14 protein-coding genes are annotated in these 14,870 nt (G+C 72.6%); 9 read left to right on the forward strand and 5 right to left on the reverse strand.

What is annotated here, in order from left to right; all coding sequences use genetic code 11:
* The first annotated feature begins 151 nt into the window (after nt 1-151).
* The 4 genes from JN535_RS13390 to JN535_RS13405 all read left to right on the forward strand — a co-directional run bounded on the left by JN535_RS13390 (nt 152) and on the right by JN535_RS13405 (nt 4,579).
* On the forward strand, nt 152-2,065 hold the full coding sequence (locus tag JN535_RS13390) for an acetolactate synthase large subunit (protein WP_205206057.1): 1,914 nt from the start codon (nt 152-154) through the stop codon (nt 2,063-2,065).
* Between the two features lie 13 nt (nt 2,066-2,078).
* Complete coding sequence (ilvN, locus tag JN535_RS13395) at nt 2,079-2,603, forward strand: acetolactate synthase small subunit (RefSeq protein ID WP_205206058.1); 525 nt, start codon at nt 2,079-2,081, stop codon at nt 2,601-2,603.
* 122 nt (nt 2,604-2,725) lie between these two features.
* On the forward strand, nt 2,726-3,751 hold the full coding sequence (gene ilvC / locus JN535_RS13400; protein WP_205206059.1) for a ketol-acid reductoisomerase: 1,026 nt from the start codon (nt 2,726-2,728) through the stop codon (nt 3,749-3,751).
* Between the two features lie 288 nt (nt 3,752-4,039).
* Nucleotides 4,040-4,579, forward strand: coding sequence for an ASCH domain-containing protein (locus tag JN535_RS13405; RefSeq protein WP_205206060.1), 540 nt, complete (start codon nt 4,040-4,042; stop codon nt 4,577-4,579).
* A 68-nt stretch (nt 4,580-4,647) separates the two neighbouring features.
* On the opposite strand, the gene JN535_RS13410 is transcribed toward JN535_RS13405, so the two are convergent.
* Entirely contained in the window at nt 4,648-5,865 is a 1,218-nt protein-coding gene (locus tag JN535_RS13410) for an ROK family transcriptional regulator (RefSeq protein WP_205206061.1), read from the reverse strand.
* A gap of 132 nt (nt 5,866-5,997) precedes the next feature.
* Between JN535_RS13410 and JN535_RS13415 the strand changes: the two genes are divergently transcribed.
* Nucleotides 5,998-7,041 (forward strand): 3-isopropylmalate dehydrogenase, encoded by a 1,044-nt coding sequence (locus JN535_RS13415; RefSeq protein ID WP_205206062.1) that lies wholly within the window; start codon nt 5,998-6,000, stop codon nt 7,039-7,041.
* Between the two features lie 208 nt (nt 7,042-7,249).
* The gene (locus JN535_RS13420; protein ID WP_205206063.1) at nt 7,250-8,383 is read left to right on the forward strand and encodes a branched-chain amino acid aminotransferase; all 1,134 of its coding nucleotides are present in this window, start codon (nt 7,250-7,252) and stop codon (nt 8,381-8,383) included.
* A gap of 100 nt (nt 8,384-8,483) precedes the next feature.
* Here JN535_RS13420 and JN535_RS13425 read toward each other — a convergent pair whose 3' ends face one another.
* Complete coding sequence (locus tag JN535_RS13425) at nt 8,484-9,077, reverse strand: hypothetical protein (protein WP_205206064.1); 594 nt, start codon at nt 9,075-9,077, stop codon at nt 8,484-8,486.
* A 336-nt stretch (nt 9,078-9,413) separates the two neighbouring features.
* Between JN535_RS13425 and cimA the strand changes: the two genes are divergently transcribed.
* Together cimA and JN535_RS13435 are read left to right on the forward strand one after the other, a co-directional pair.
* Nucleotides 9,414-11,072, forward strand: coding sequence for a citramalate synthase (gene cimA / locus JN535_RS13430; RefSeq protein WP_205206065.1), 1,659 nt, complete (start codon nt 9,414-9,416; stop codon nt 11,070-11,072).
* A gap of 112 nt (nt 11,073-11,184) precedes the next feature.
* A complete protein-coding gene (locus JN535_RS13435; protein ID WP_205206066.1) occupies nt 11,185-12,234 on the forward strand; it encodes a lipoate--protein ligase family protein in 1,050 nt (349 codons plus the stop codon).
* A gap of 24 nt (nt 12,235-12,258) precedes the next feature.
* Here the strand turns inward: JN535_RS13435 and JN535_RS13440 are convergent, their stop codons facing one another.
* Nucleotides 12,259-13,005, reverse strand: coding sequence for a YggS family pyridoxal phosphate-dependent enzyme (locus tag JN535_RS13440; RefSeq protein WP_205206067.1), 747 nt, complete (start codon nt 13,003-13,005; stop codon nt 12,259-12,261).
* Between the two features lie 109 nt (nt 13,006-13,114).
* On the opposite strand from JN535_RS13440, the gene JN535_RS13445 reads away from it, so the two are divergent.
* On the forward strand, nt 13,115-13,513 hold the full coding sequence (locus tag JN535_RS13445) for a YccF domain-containing protein (protein WP_205206068.1): 399 nt from the start codon (nt 13,115-13,117) through the stop codon (nt 13,511-13,513).
* An 81-nt stretch (nt 13,514-13,594) separates the two neighbouring features.
* Here JN535_RS13445 and ybaK read toward each other — a convergent pair whose 3' ends face one another.
* Both ybaK and JN535_RS13455 read right to left on the reverse strand, forming a co-directional pair.
* Complete coding sequence (gene ybaK / locus JN535_RS13450) at nt 13,595-14,098, reverse strand: Cys-tRNA(Pro) deacylase (RefSeq protein WP_205206069.1); 504 nt, start codon at nt 14,096-14,098, stop codon at nt 13,595-13,597.
* A 25-nt stretch (nt 14,099-14,123) separates the two neighbouring features.
* Complete coding sequence (locus JN535_RS13455; RefSeq protein WP_205206070.1) at nt 14,124-14,849, reverse strand: VIT1/CCC1 transporter family protein; 726 nt, start codon at nt 14,847-14,849, stop codon at nt 14,124-14,126.
* Nucleotides 14,850-14,870: the final 21 nt, after the last annotated feature.

The following is a 14,870-nucleotide window of genomic DNA, read 5'->3' on the forward strand; positions in this document are numbered from 1 at the left end:
GGCCACCGCGAGCGCCGCACTCGCGAGACCCGTGAGGCCCGGCACCGCACACCGCGACCAGCACGACCGCACCACCACGGTCGGCTCCGGTACCCGGCGGAGCGCCCCCAGGGCGCCCGCCGGGCCGAGGCCACGACACGCAGGAGACACCATGGCCCAGGGTCCCACCCCGGCACCTCCGCGACCGGGCGCCCCGACGCCCGCCGCCGCGGCGCCGAAGCCCGCCCCGACACCCGCGTCGGTCGCCCCGCGCGGCGACGTCCGGCGCGCTGCCACGGCTCGCCCGGCCGGCAGCGCGCAGGGCACCTCGACGGGTGAGGAGATGACCGGCGCGCAGTCGATCGTCCGCTCGCTCGAGGAGGTCGGCGCCGAGGTCGTCTTCGGCATCCCGGGTGGTGCGATCCTCCCGACGTACGACCCGCTCATGGACTCCCAGCGCCTGCGGCACATCCTCGTGCGTCACGAGCAGGGGGGCGGCCACGCCGCGCAGGGCTACGCCCACGCGACCGGCAAGGTCGGCGTCACGATGGCCACCTCGGGCCCGGGTGCGACCAACCTCGTCACCCCGATCGCCGACGCCAACATGGACTCGATCCCGCTCGTCGCGATCACGGGCCAGGTGGCCGAGTCGCTGATCGGCACGGACGGCTTCCAGGAGGCCGACATCGTGGGCATCACCATGCCCATCACCAAGCACTCGTACCTGGTCACCGACGCGGCCGACATCCCGCGCACCATCGCCGAGGCGTTCCACATCGCCTCGACCGGCCGCCCCGGCCCCGTGCTCGTGGACATCGCGAAGTCGGCGATGCAGTCGCGCACGACGTTCTCGTGGCCGCAGGACGTGCAGCTCCCGGGCTACCACCCGGTGACGAAGCCGCACAGCAAGCAGATCAAGGAGGCCGCGCGCCTGCTCGCGTCGGCCCGCCGCCCGGTGCTCTACGTGGGCGGCGGTGTGATCCGCGCGAACGCGTCCGCCGAGCTGCGCCGGCTCGTCGACCTGTCCGGCGCGCCCGTCGTCACGACCCTCATGGCCCGTGGTGCCGTGCCCGACAGCCACCCCCAGAACCTCGGCATGCCCGGCATGCACGGCACCGTGCCCGCCGTCGCCGCGCTGCAGAAGGCCGACCTGGTCGTGTCCCTCGGCGCCCGCTTCGACGACCGCGTCACGGGCAAGCTCTCGAGCTTCGCGCCGCACGCCCAGGTCGTGCACGCCGACATCGACCCCGCCGAGATCGGCAAGAACCGCGACGTGGACGTCCCGATCGTCGGAGACCTCAAGGAGGTCATCGCGGACCTGCTCCCGGAGCTCGAGCGCGAGCACGAGGCGAAGGGCAAGCCGGACGTCGAGGCGTGGTGGCGCCAGATCGACGACTGGCGCGAGACCTACCCGCTCGGCTACACGGAGCCCGACGACGGCCACCTCGCGCCGCAGCACGTCATCACGCGCCTGGGCGAGATCTCCGGGCCGGAGTCCGTGTACGTCGCGGGCGTGGGGCAGCACCAGATGTGGGCGGCGCAGTTCATCCGCTACGAGCACCCGCGCACGTGGCTGAACTCCGGCGGCCTGGGGACCATGGGCTTCTCGATCCCCGCGGCCATGGGCGCGAAGGTCGGCCGCCCCGACGCCACGGTGTGGGCGATCGACGGCGACGGCTGCTTCCAGATGACCAACCAGGAGCTCGCGACCTGCACGATCAACGAGATCCCCATCAAGGTCGCGCTGATCAACAACAGCTCGCTCGGCATGGTGCGCCAGTGGCAGACGCTGTTCTACGACCAGCGCTACTCGAACACGGACCTGCACACGGGACACGGCACGGCGCGCGTCCCCGACTTCGTCAAGCTCGCCGACGCGTACGGCTGCGAGGGCATCCGCGTCGAGTCGATGGGCGAGGTGGACGCCGCGATCAAGCGCGCGATGGAGATCGACGACCGCCCCGTGGTCGTCGACTTCAACGTCTCGCGCGACGCGATGGTGTGGCCGATGGTCGCCGCCGGCGTGAGCAACGACGACATCCAGTACGCGCGCGGCATCTCGCCCGCGTGGGACCGCGAAGACTGAGGAGCGCGCCGACATGTCCCGCCACACCCTCTCCGTGCTCGTCGAGAACAAGCCCGGCGTGCTCACGCGCGTCGCGGGCCTGTTCGCCCGTCGCGCGTTCAACATCCACTCGCTCGCGGTCGGCCCGACCGAGCACGAGGAGATCTCGCGCATCACCGTCGTCGTCGACGTCGAGGAGCGCCCGCTCGAGCAGGTGACGAAGCAGCTCAACAAGCTGGTCAACGTCATCAAGATCGTGGAGCTCGACGCGGCCGCGTCCGTGCAGCGCGAGCTCCTGCTCGTCAAGGTCCGGGCCGACGGCGCGAACCGCACCGGCGTGCTCGAGGTCGTCAACCTGTTCCGCGCCAAGGTCGTCGACGTCGTGCCCGACGCCGTGACCATCGAGGCGACGGGCACGGGGGACAAGCTCAACGCCCTGCTCGGCGCGCTCGAGCCGTACGGCGTGCGGGAGATCGTGAAGTCGGGGACCGTCGCCGTCGGGCGCGGCTCCCGTTCGATCACCGACCGCGCGCTGGAACGCGTGGTCCGCTCCGCCTGACCATCGCCTACCCTCGCACCGAGACCCGCACGGGCGTCGGTGCGTCCCGACCGATCGCGTCCCACCGCGAGACGTCGCCAACAGACCCCCTGCACCGCAACGAAGAACCGAGGAGATCCATCGTGGCTGAGCTGTTCTACGACGACGACGCCGACCTGTCCATCATCCAGGCCAAGAAGGTCGCGATCGTCGGCTACGGGAGCCAGGGCCACGCGCACGCCCAGAACCTGCGCGACTCCGGCGTCGAGGTCGTCGTCGCCCTCCGGGAGGGCTCGAAGTCGACGGCCAAGGCCCAGGACGAGGGCTTCGAGGTGAAGTCCGTCGCCGACGCCGCGGCGTGGGCGGACCTGATCATGATCCTCGCGCCGGACCAGCACCAGCGCTCGATCTACAACGACGAGATCAAGCCGAACCTCGCCGCCGGCAAGACGCTCGCGTTCGCGCACGGCTTCAACATCCGGTTCGGCTACATCGAGGCCCCGGACGGCGTGGACGTCATCCTCGTCGCCCCCAAGGCGCCGGGCCACACCGTGCGTCGCGAGTTCGTCGCGGGCCGCGGCATCCCCGACATCATCGCCGTCGAGAAGGACGCGTCGGGCGAGGCGTGGGACGTCGCGCTGTCGTACGCCAAGGCGATCGGCGGCACGCGCGCCGGCGTCATCAAGACGACGTTCACCGAGGAGACCGAGACCGACCTGTTCGGCGAGCAGGCCGTCCTGTGCGGCGGCGTGTCGCAGCTCGTCCAGTACGGCTTCGAGACCCTCACCGAGGCCGGCTACCAGCCGGAGATCGCCTACTTCGAGGTGCTGCACGAGCTGAAGCTCATCGTCGACCTCATGTGGGAGGGCGGCATCGCCAAGCAGCGCTGGTCCGTCTCCGACACCGCCGAGTACGGCGACTACGTCTCCGGCCCGCGCGTCATCGACGCCCACGTCAAGGAGAACATGCAGGGCGTCCTCGCGGACATCCAGTCCGGCGCGTTCGCCAAGCGCTTCATCGACGACCAGGACGCCGGCGCGCCGGAGTTCACCGAGCTCCGCGAGAAGGCCGCGCAGCACCCGATCGAGAAGGTCGGCAAGGAGCTGCGCTCGCTGTTCGCGTGGAAGCAGCAGGACGCCGACTACACCGAGGGCAGCGCCGCACGCTGATCCTCGACCTCTGAGCTCGGCTCACCTCTGGGGGTGGGTGACCCCTGTCGCGCGATCTACCATCCGCGGTGCTCGTTCCTCGCACCGCTCCCGCCAGGCCCGCCACGATCGCGCGACAGGGGTCACCCACCCCCTTGCTGTCGGCTCACGCGGGCGCGGGCCAGCAGGCCGCCAGGCCCGGAACTGGTCGCGGCGTCCGAGGAGGTTGGGGATTGCGCCGGCGCGACACGGGCGGGACGAATGGCGGGAGACCGGGCAGATCGACCTCCGGTACGCCACGATAGGGGCATGACCCGACAGGCGGACGAGGGGGACCCGGTGACGGACGACGTGGTGGTGGACGAGAGGGCGGCGGAGATCCTCGCGTTCTGGGAGCTGGCGCGGCCGAGCGCCGGGATGGCGCGCGTGGGCGTGGTGACCGGCACCACGGTGTCCGAGACGGTGCCGCCGCCCGCGTGGTCGTTCGGCGACAACCCCGAGCTCGCCGACGACCTCCTCGCGGCGGTCCTGAGCGGCGAGAAGACGGCGACGTCCTCCGCCCTGTGGGAGTACGAGGACTCGGGGGAGCCCGTCCCGCGCGTCGGGGAGCTGTCGATCCTGCTCGACGGTGAGGGGCACCCGCGGGCCCTCGTTCGCACGACGTCGGTCGAGATCGTCGCGTTCGAGGACGTCGACGCGGACTTCGCCCTGGCGGAGGGGGAGGACGACGGCTCGCTCGAGGCATGGCGTGACGGTCACGAGACGTACTTCCGCCGCGTGCTGGAGCGCGAGTTCGCTCCCGACATGCCGCTCGTGTGCGAGCGGTTCGAGCTGCGCTACCCGCGCTGAGCGGGGATGAGCGGTGGCCGGCCGTGCCACGGTCGGTCGGCCACCGCTCGCGGGGCAGGTGAAGAGGACTACCCCGGGACTGATGACGCGCCGACCGGGTGGTCCGGCCGGCCCGCCGCGGCGAGCAGGAGCGTGCGCACGTCCTGCGCGACGACGGAGCGTGCGCCGCGCAGGACCGCGAGCTCGGGCACGGCGCTCGCGAGGACCGCACCCGTGCGCTGGTCGGTGCCCCGGAGCACGGCGGTCGTGGCCTCGGCGAGCTCCGCACCGCACGCGACCCCCGTCGGCCCGCCGAGCACGACGGCGTCGGGCTCGAGGATCGCCACGACGGGCTGGAGCACGATCGCGACGCGGCGGGCGAGGTCTTGGACGAGCCCGTGGACGGCGTCGGTGCCGCGGTGCTCCTGGACGGCGGCGACGGCCGCAGCGTAGGGGGTGCCCTCCGTGACCCCGGGGACGCCCGCACGTGCGCAGAGCTCGACGAGCCGCAGGCCCCCGACGAGGTCCTGCACGTTGACGGAGTCGTCGATCTCGGCGGCGGGGACGGGAAGGTAGCCGATCTCGCCGGCGCCGCCGCTGGTGCCGTGGTGGACGCGGCCGTCGAGCCACGCGCCCATGCCGATGCCCTCCCCGAGCCACAGCAGCGCGAAGCTCTGCTCGCCCCGCCCGGCGTCGCGCTCGGCGATCGCGGCGAGATTGACGTCGTTCTCGACCCGCACGTCGATGCCGAGGGCCTCCTCGAGGTGGCCCCGCAACCCCTCGCGCGGCCAGCCGGGCAGCTCGCCGACGAGGGCGATGTCGCCCGTGCGCGGTGCGACGGCCGCCTGGACGCCGACGACGGCGGTCGCCACGCGGGCGACCGGGATGCCGGCGTCCGCGCAGGCCTCGTCGCGCGCCGTGCGGACGTCGGTCGCGGCGGCGCGGTCCGGGCCCGCGGCGACGGTCGTCTCGCCGAGCGTCCGGCCGAGCGCGTCGACGACGCTCGCCCGCACGCCGTCGGGCACGACGTCGAGCGCCAGCCCGACGAGGACGTCGGTGCGCGCGGCGTACTGTGTCGCCTGCGGCCCGCGCGCCCCCTGCACGGAGCCGGTCGGCTCGATGAGCCCGGACTGCTCGAGCCGTGCGACGATCTGCGAGGCCGTCGGACGGGACACACCCGTGCTGTCGCCGATCTGGGACCGGGTGAGCGGTCCGGCGTCGAGCAGGAGCTCGAGCGCCGCCCGATCGTTGATGGTGCGCAGCAGTCCCGGCGTGCCGGGGACCCTCGACGAGGTGGGCGCGGTCATGGTGGTCCTTCGAACGGGCTATAGGAAAGTTTCCTAATAGTGCCTCCTGCCTCCCGGTTGCGCAACTCGGGACGCCGTCCGAGACGTGAGACCGCCGTCCCGAGGGGTGGCAGGGCGGCGTAGGCTCGCCGCATGACGCGCACCATTGATCTGGCAGTCGTGGCCGGGGACGGCATCGGGACCGAGGTCGTCGAGCAGGGTCTCGCCGTGCTCGAGGCCGCCGTGTCCGGCTCGGACGTGAAGGTCTCCACGACGCCGTTCGACCTGGGTGCGCGCCGCTGGCACGCGACGGGCGAGACGCTCACCGATGCGGACCTCGACGCGATCCGCGGACACGACGCGATCCTCCTGGGCGCGATCGGCGACCCGAGCGTCCCGTCGGGCGTGCTCGAGCGCGGTCTGCTGCTCAAGCTGCGCTTCGCGCTCGACCACTACGTGAACCTGCGTCCGGGCAAGCTCTACCCGGGCGTCACGTCGCCCCTCGCCGACCCGGGCGAGATCGACTTCGTCGTGGTGCGCGAGGGCACCGAGGGCCCGTACGTCGGCAACGGCGGCGCGCTGCGCGTCGGCACGCCGCACGAGATCGCGACGGAGGTGTCGGTGAACACCGCGTTCGGCGTGGAGCGCGTGGTGCGCGACGCGTTCGCGCGCGCCCAGGCGCGCCCGCGCAAGCACCTCACGCTCGTGCACAAGCACAACGTGCTCGTGCACGCGGGCCACCTGTGGCGCCGCACGGTCGAGGCCGTCAACGCCGAGTTCCCCGACGTCACGACGGACTACCTGCACGTCGACGCGGCGACCATCTTCCTCACCACGAAGCCGTCGCGCTTCGACGTGATCGTCACGGACAACCTGTTCGGCGACATCCTCACCGACCAGGCCGCCGCGATCACGGGCGGGATCGGTCTCGCCGCGTCCGCGAACATCAACCCCGACCGCACGGCTCCGTCGATGTTCGAGCCCGTGCACGGCTCGGCACCGGACATCGCCGGCCAGGGCAAGGCCGACCCGACCGCCACGGTGCTGTCGGTCGCGCTGCTGCTCGACCACCTGGGCCTCGGTGACGAGGCGAAGCGCGTCGAGGCGGCCGTCGCGGCCGACCTCGCCGAGCGGGGGAGCCGAGTACGCTCGACGGCCGAGGTGGGCCGCGAGCTCGCCGCTCGCGTCGCCGGCTGACACCCTGGCCCGGGTCCCGACGGACCCGGAACCGGTTCGCCCGCAGTCCCCGCACCTCGGTCGTCATCGCCCCAGGACCGGATCCCTCCAGTTCTGACCCGGTGACGCCCCTGCCGTCGTCGTACCCTCACGCGGATCGCCGCACGAGCCGTACGGTCGTGGAAAACTAGGCGGAGACCACCCGGGTCGCCAGGTGAAAGGCCCCATCATGAGCACCCTTGCAGCGCAGCAGCAGCCGTCCTCCTCGGCGGAAGACCTCGTCGCCCTGTTCGACGTCCGCCCCACGGACTCCCCGACGCCCCCCGCGGAGCGCGAGGCCGCGATCGCAGCCCCGAAGTTCGGCACGGTCTTCACGGACCACATGGCGCGGATCAGCTGGAACTCGACCGACGGGTGGGTCGACCGCCGCATCGAGAAGTACGGCCCCCTCCAGCTGGACCCGGCGACCGCCGTCCTGCACTACGCGCAGGAGATCTTCGAGGGCATGAAGGCCTACCGGCACGCCGACGGGTCGGTGTGGACGTTCCGCCCCGAGGCCAACGCCGCCCGGTTCGCGCGCTCCGCGCACCGGCTCGCCCTGCCCGCCCTCTCCGTCGACGACTTCGTCGGCTCCATCACCGCTCTCGTGCGCACCGACGTGGACTGGGTCCCGTCGGGCGAGGAGGCGAGCCTGTACCTGCGTCCGTTCATGTACGCGTCCGAGGCGTTCCTCGGCGTGCGTCCCTCGCTCGAGGCCGAGTACCTGGTGATCGCCTCGCCGGTCGGGCCCTACTTCTCGGGCGGCGTGAAGCCCGTGTCGATCTGGGTCGACCGCGAGTACAGCCGCGCGGGCGCGGGCGGCACGGGCGACGCGAAGTGCGGCGGCAACTACGCCTCGAGCCTCCTGCCGCAGGTGGTCGCGCAGCAGCACGGGTGCGAGCAGGTGTGCTTCCTCGACTCCGGGACGCGCACGTTCCTCGAGGAGCTCGGCGGCATGAACGTCTTCGTCGTCAAGGCCGACGGCTCGGTCGAGACGCCCGAGCTCAGCGGCTCGATCCTCGAGGGCGTCACGCGTTCGTCGATCATCCGTCTCCTCACCGACCGTGGGCACGAGGTGGTCGAGCGCCGCATCCCGCTCACCGAGGTGCTCGCCGGGATCCGGGACGGCTCGGTGACCGAGGTGTTCGCGTGCGGCACGGCCGCCGTCATCACGCCGATCGGGCGTCTTGCGGGCTCCGACTTCGACCACACCATCGGCGGCGGGGAGGCCGGGACGCTCACGATGGCGATCCGGACGGAGCTCACCGACATCCAGACAGGGCGAGCGGCCGACCGCCACGGCTGGCTGCGCCGCCTCGCCTGAGGCGCGTCTTCCGCTCCCCCCACGCGACGACGGGGCGCCCTCCCCACGGGAGGGCGCCCCGTCGTCGTGCGTCGGCGCTCAGGACGCGCCGCGCGACGAGTCAGATGGTGCTCGTCGGCCGCACGACGATCGTGCGCCCGGCGACGCCGGCGAGCAGCGACCAGACCGCGATGCCGATGAGCAGGTTGATGAGCCCCGACAGGGCCGCGGCGGTGACGTCGCTCGACCACGCGAACGGGAGCACCGCGATCACCACGACGACGAGCGCCATGATCCAGCCGAAGAACGCGCGCGGGCGCGGGGTGCTGAGGATGAGCAGGTGCAGGACGCCGGCTGCGAGGACCGCGAGGATCGCGCCGTCGATCGCCCACGCCGCCTGGCGCGACCCCGTGCCGAACAGGTCCGGCGGCGGCACGAGGGTGATCGAGAAGATCCGCTCGAAGATGATCACGCCCAGCAGCCCGATGAGGGCCGCGACGAGCGCGGTCGCCGCGGCGCCCGCCCAGAACCGCCCGGCCTCGACCGCGAGGCGCGGGTCCGCGGGGTTGACGGGCGGCCGCTGCTCGGGGAAGCCGGCCTGCGGGTCGGTCGGCGGGATCGCGGGCGGCGGGGCGTGCTGCGGTACGGGCGGCTGCCCGTATCGTCGCGTCGGCGGGTTCTGCGGGTCGTACCCGCCCGGGGTCGGGTCGCTCATCGTCACTCCTCGCTCGGTCGCCGCCGCGCCCGAGGGCGGTGGCGGCTCAGTGGATGGACGCTCCTGTCCATCCTCGCGGAACCTGTGGCACCATGTGCCCTGTGACACACCTCGTCTCCCAGCTCATTATCGAGTAGCGCGCCCGGTAGCACCCACCGGACGCGCAGACCTCCCGCACCCTCGGGGGGTTTTTTTGTTGCTGGGCACCACCTCCGCCCGGCGGCACGGATGCCGGGCCCACCGCCTCACGAGGGCCTCACCCGGCGTCCTGGGAGACGGACCAGAGGAACGGGCGCAGCGGCGTCCGCGACACGACGAACGGCAGGAAGAGGCAGCATGACCTCGGCGACGACCCCCGTGACCGGCCCCCGCGAGCCCCGGGTCTTCCACGTCTACGACACGACCCTGCGCGACGGCGCGCAGCAGGAGGGCATGAACCTCTCCGTCGCCGACAAGCTCGCGATCGCTCCGCTGCTCGACGAGCTGGGCGTCGGGTTCATCGAGGGCGGCTGGCCCGGAGCGGTGCCGAAGGACACGGAGTTCTTCCGTCGCGCGGCCAAGGAGCTCGACCTGCGCCACGCCGTGCTCGCGGCGTTCGGCTCGACCCGCAAGGCAGGGCTGCGCGCGTGGGACGACCCGCAGGTGCGGGCGCTCGTCGACTCCGAGGCGCCGGTCGTGACGCTCGTCGCCAAGTCGGACGTGCGGCACGTCGAGCGCGCGCTGCGCACGACGCCGGACGAGGGCCTCGCCATGATCACCGACACCGTGTCGTTCCTCGTGGGCGAGGGCCGACGGGTCGTCGTCGACGCCGAGCACTTCTTCGACGGCTACCGGTACGACGCCGCGTTCACGCGGTCCGCCGTGCAGGCCGCGTTCGAGGCCGGGGCGGAGGTCGTGGCCCTGTGCGACACCAACGGCGGGATGCTGCCCACCTGGGTGGCCGAGATCGTCGGGGAGCTGCGCGACGCCGTCGGGCTCCCGCACGGGCGCGACGCCCTGCCGGGTGACGCGCTGCTCGGCATGCACGCGCACAACGACTCGGGCTGCGCCGTCGCGAACACCCTCGCCGCCGTCGAGGCGGGCGCCGCCCACGTGCAGGGGACGGTCAACGGGTACGGGGAGCGCACCGGCAACGTCGACCTGCTCACGGTCGTCGCGAACCTCGAGCTCAAGCACGGGCTGCGCACGCTGACGGGCGAAGGCCTGGAGGAGTCCACGCGCATCTCCCACGCGATCAGCGAGATCACCAACATCTCCCCGTACGCGCGCCAGCCGTACGTCGGCTCGAGCGCGTTCGCGCACAAGGCCGGCCTGCACGCGAGCGCGATCAAGGTCGACCCGGACCTGTACCAGCACATCGACCCGACGGCGGTCGGCAACGACATCCGCATGCTCGTCTCCGACATGGCCGGTCGCGCGTCGATCGAGCTCAAGGGTCGCGAGCTCGGGTTCGACCTGTCGGGCCAGGGCGAGCTGCTGACCCGCGTGACCAACCGGGTCAAGGACGACGAGGCGAACGGCTACACCTACGAGGCCGCGGACGCCTCGTTCGAGCTGCTGCTCCGCGAGGAGATCACGGGCGAGCGACCGCCGTACTTCCGGGTCGAGAGCTGGCGCACGATCGTCGAGCGCGCGGGGTCGCGCGGTACGGAGGCGACGGCCGAGGCCACCGTCAAGCTCCACGCGGGCGGCGAGCGCATCGTCACGACCGGCGAGGGCAACGGGCCCGTCAACGCGCTCGACCACGCGCTGCGGCTCGCGCTCGGCCGCGTCTACCCCGAGATCGACGTGTTCGAACTCATCGACTTCAAGGTCCGCATCCTCGACACCGAGCAGGGCACCGACGCGATCACGCGCGTGCTCATCGAGACGACCGACGGCTCGACGTCGTGGTCGACGGTCGGCGTCGGGCCGAACCTCATCGAGGCGGCCTGGGAGGCGTTGACCGACTCCGCGATCTACGGCCTGGTGCACGCGGGCGTCGACCCCCGCTGAGCGCGTCCTGTTCTGCCGCGGTCGCGGCCCGGGCGTCCGCGACGGGGGTCCTCAGCGGCGGGTGACCGACGTCTCCCGCCGAGCCGCGGCCTCGCGGGCTTAGGGTGGACGGGTGCGTGGTGAGTACAAGGTTCCCGGTGGCAAGCTCGTGGCGGTCGACGTCGAGGTGGAGGCCGGGCGGCTCGCCCGCGTCGCACTGAGCGGCGACTTCTTCCTCGAGCCGGACGACGCGCTCGAGGACATCGACGGAGCGCTGACCGGCATGCCGGAGACGGCGACGGTCGCGCAGCTCGCGAGCGCCGTGCAGGGCGCGCTCGGCGAGGGCGTCACGATGATCGGCTTCTCGCCCGAGGCCGTCGCGATCGCGGTGCGCCGCGCGCTCGGGCACGCGACGGGCTGGGACGACCACACCTTCGAGATCGTGCACGAGGGCCCCCAGGAGCCGGCGATGCACCTCGCGCTCGACCAGGTGCTCACGGAGGAGCTCGACGCCGGTCGGCGCGGCCCGACGCTGCGGATCTGGGAGTGGGCGTCGCCCGCGGTGATCATCGGGTCGTTCCAGTCGCTGCGCAACGAGGTGGACCCGGAGGGCGCGGAGCGCCACGGGGTGACCGTCGTGCGCCGCATCTCCGGCGGGGGCGCGATGTTCGTCGAGCCGGGGAACACCATCACCTACTCGCTCTACGTCCCCGGCTCGCTCGTCGAGGGGCTGAGCTTCGAGCGCTCGTACGCGTTCCTCGACGACTGGGTGCTGGGCGCCCTCGCCGACCTGGGGGTGGAGGCGACGTACAAGCCGCTCAACGACATCGCGTCGCCCGCGGGCAAGATCGCGGGGGCGGCGCAGAAGCGGCTGCGCGGGGGAGCGGTGCTCCACCACGTGACGATGGCGTACGACATCGACGCCGACAAGATGACCGAGGTGCTGCGCATCGGCCGCGAGAAGCTCTCGGACAAGGGCACGACGAGCGCGAACAAGCGCGTCGACCCGGTGCGCTCGCAGACGGGCATGGCCCGCGAGGACGTCATCGAGGCGTTCAAGGCGCACTTCCGGTCGCGGTACCGGACGGTCGAGGGCAAGGTCACGCCCGAGGAGCGCGAGCGCGCCCAGGAGCTCGCGCGGACGAAGTTCTCGACGCCGGAGTGGACCGCGCGCGTGCCGTGACGCGGGCGCTCGCGACCGAGGGCTCTATCTCGGCGTGGGGCGCGGGCCGAAGACGGCGGTGCCGACGCGGACGATCGTCGCGCCTTCCGCGACGGCGAGCTCGAGGTCGCCGCTCATGCCCATGGAGAGCTCGCGCGCGTCCGTGGTGCCCGGGGCGCCCGAGCCCACGACGGCGTCGCGCACCTCGCGCAGGCGCGCGAAACCCGCGCGGACCACCGTCTCGTCCGGCGAGTTCGCGCCGATCGTCATGAAGCCCCGCAGGCGCAGACCCTCGAGCGTGGCGACGGCGGTCGCGAGAGCGGGCGCGTCGTCGGGCCGGACGCCCGACTTGGACTCCTCTCCCGAGACGTTCACCTGGACCAGGACGTCGAGCGCGCGGCCGTCGCGCGCGCAGCGCGCCGCGAGCGCCTCGGCGAGCGCGAGCGAGTCGACGCTCTCGACCCCCGTCGCCGTCGCGAGCACCGGGTTGACCTTGTTGCGCTGCAGGTGGCCGATCATGTGGACCTCGACGCGGCCGGCCGCCACCAGGTCGGCGAGGTCGGGCGCCTTCGCGACGAGCTCCTGCACGCGGTTCTCGCCGATCAGGTCCGCCCCCGCCTCGACGACCGCGCGCACGGCGTCCGCGGGCTGCGTCTTGGTCGCCACGAGCAGCCGCACGTCCGACGGTGCGCGCCCGGCCGCACGGGCGGCGTCGTCGACCCGGGACCGCACCCGGGCGAGGTTCTGCGCGATCTGCGCGGGCAGCACGGACGACGGCTCGGGGAGGGGCATGCGGTCAGTCTAGGTCGGGCGGGCCGTCCGGGATCCGGGCCGTCTCAGGGTGGTCCCCGATCGGCACCGACGGTCCGATCGGCGAGAATGACGGGGAAAGGACGGTGCCGTGAAGACACTGCTCAACATCATCTGGCTCGTGTTCGCCGGGCTGTGGCTCGCACTGGGCTACGTCCTGGCGGGCGTCATCTGCTGCATCCTCGTCGTGACGATCCCGTTCGGCATCGCGTCGTTCCGCATCGCGGGCTACGCGCTGTGGCCGTTCGGTCGCACGGTCGTCGACAAGCCGACCGCCGGCGCGTGGTCGACGATCGGGAACGTCATCTGGGTGATCGTGGCCGGCATCTGGCTCGCGATCGGGCACGTCGTCACCGCGATCCCGTTGTTCGTGTCGATCATCGGCATCCCGCTGGGCATCGCGAACCTCAAGATGATCCCGGTCTCGCTCCTGCCGCTCGGCAAGGACATCGTCCCGACCGACGCCCCGTACACCGCCTACCAGCGGTGACCGCCCCGCCGAGGTAGAGGCCTGGTACCGCGAGGTAGAGGCCTGGTCATGACCAGGCCTCTACCTCGGCCTACCGGGCCTCTACCTCGCGAGGGGGGCGGTGGCGCCGTTCGTGAGGCGCAGGAGGTCCTGCGGCGCGAGGCCGACGTCGAGGCCGCGGCGGCCGCCCGAGACGTAGACCGTGCCGAACGCGAGCGCGGTGTCGTCGAGGAACGTGCGGTGGCGCTGCTTCTGGCCGAGCGGCGAGATACCGCCGACGACGTAGCCCGTCGCGCGCTCGGCCGCGGCGGGCTCGGCCATGGTCGCCTTCTTGCCGCCCGCCGCCTTGGCGAGGGCCTTGAGGTCGAGCTGGCGGTCGACCGGCACGATCCCCACGACGAGCGGACCGCCGTCGACCACGGCGAGCAGCGTCTTGAACACCTGCTCCGCAGGCACCCCGATCGCCGCCGCGGCCTCCAGGCCGTACGACAGGTCGCTCGACGGGTCGTGCTCGTACGGGTGCAGCGTGTGGGCGACCCCCTCGCGCTCGAGGAGCGCGACCGCGGGCGTGCCGGCGTGCGCGGACGACTTCGACTTCTTGGCCACGGGCCGATTCTGCCGCAGCGCCGTGCTACACGTTGACGTCGAGCAGGGAGCCGATCGCGTAGGTCACGCCCATCGCGACCGCGCCGCCGACGACGGTCCGGACCGTCGCGCGCCGGGTCGGCGCGTTCCCGAGGCGAGCCGAGCCCCAGCCCGTGAGCACGAGCGCGAGCACGACCGCGACGAACGTCACCGGGACGCGCACGCTCGCGGGGGCCAGGAGGATCGCCGCGAGCGGCAGCAGCCCCCCGACCGTGAACGACGCGATCGACGCGCCGGCGGCCTCCCACGGGCTCGTGAGCTCGTCCGGGTCGAGGTGCAGCTCGGCATCGGCGTGCGCGGCGAGCGGGTCACGCTCGGTGAGCTGGACGGCCACCTGGCGTGCGAGGTCCGGCGTCAGTCCCTTCGCCTCGTAGATGCCCGCGAGCTCGTCGAGCTCCTCGTCCGGCATCTCGGCGAGCTCACGGCGCTCGGTCGCGAGCAGCGCCTTCTCCGTGTCGCGCTGCGTGCTCACCGAGACGTACTCGCCTGCCGCCATGGACAGCGCGCCCGCGAGCAGAGCCGCCCCGCCCGCCGTCGCGATGACAGGGATCGACGTGCTCGTCGCCGCGACACCCACGACGACGCCCGCCGTCGAGACGATGCCGTCGTTCGCGCCGAGCACCCCGGCCCGCAGCCGGTTCAGTCGTGACCCGGTGCTCTCCGGGTGATGGGGCTCGCCGGGGTGCCGACCGGTCCGTGGCGCGTCGCTCATGGGATCACCGTAGGTGCCCGA

Origin of the sequence: Cellulosimicrobium cellulans (assembly GCF_016921195.1) — a bacterium.
Taxonomy (GTDB): Bacteria; Actinomycetota; Actinomycetes; order Actinomycetales; family Cellulomonadaceae; genus Cellulosimicrobium; species Cellulosimicrobium cellulans_F.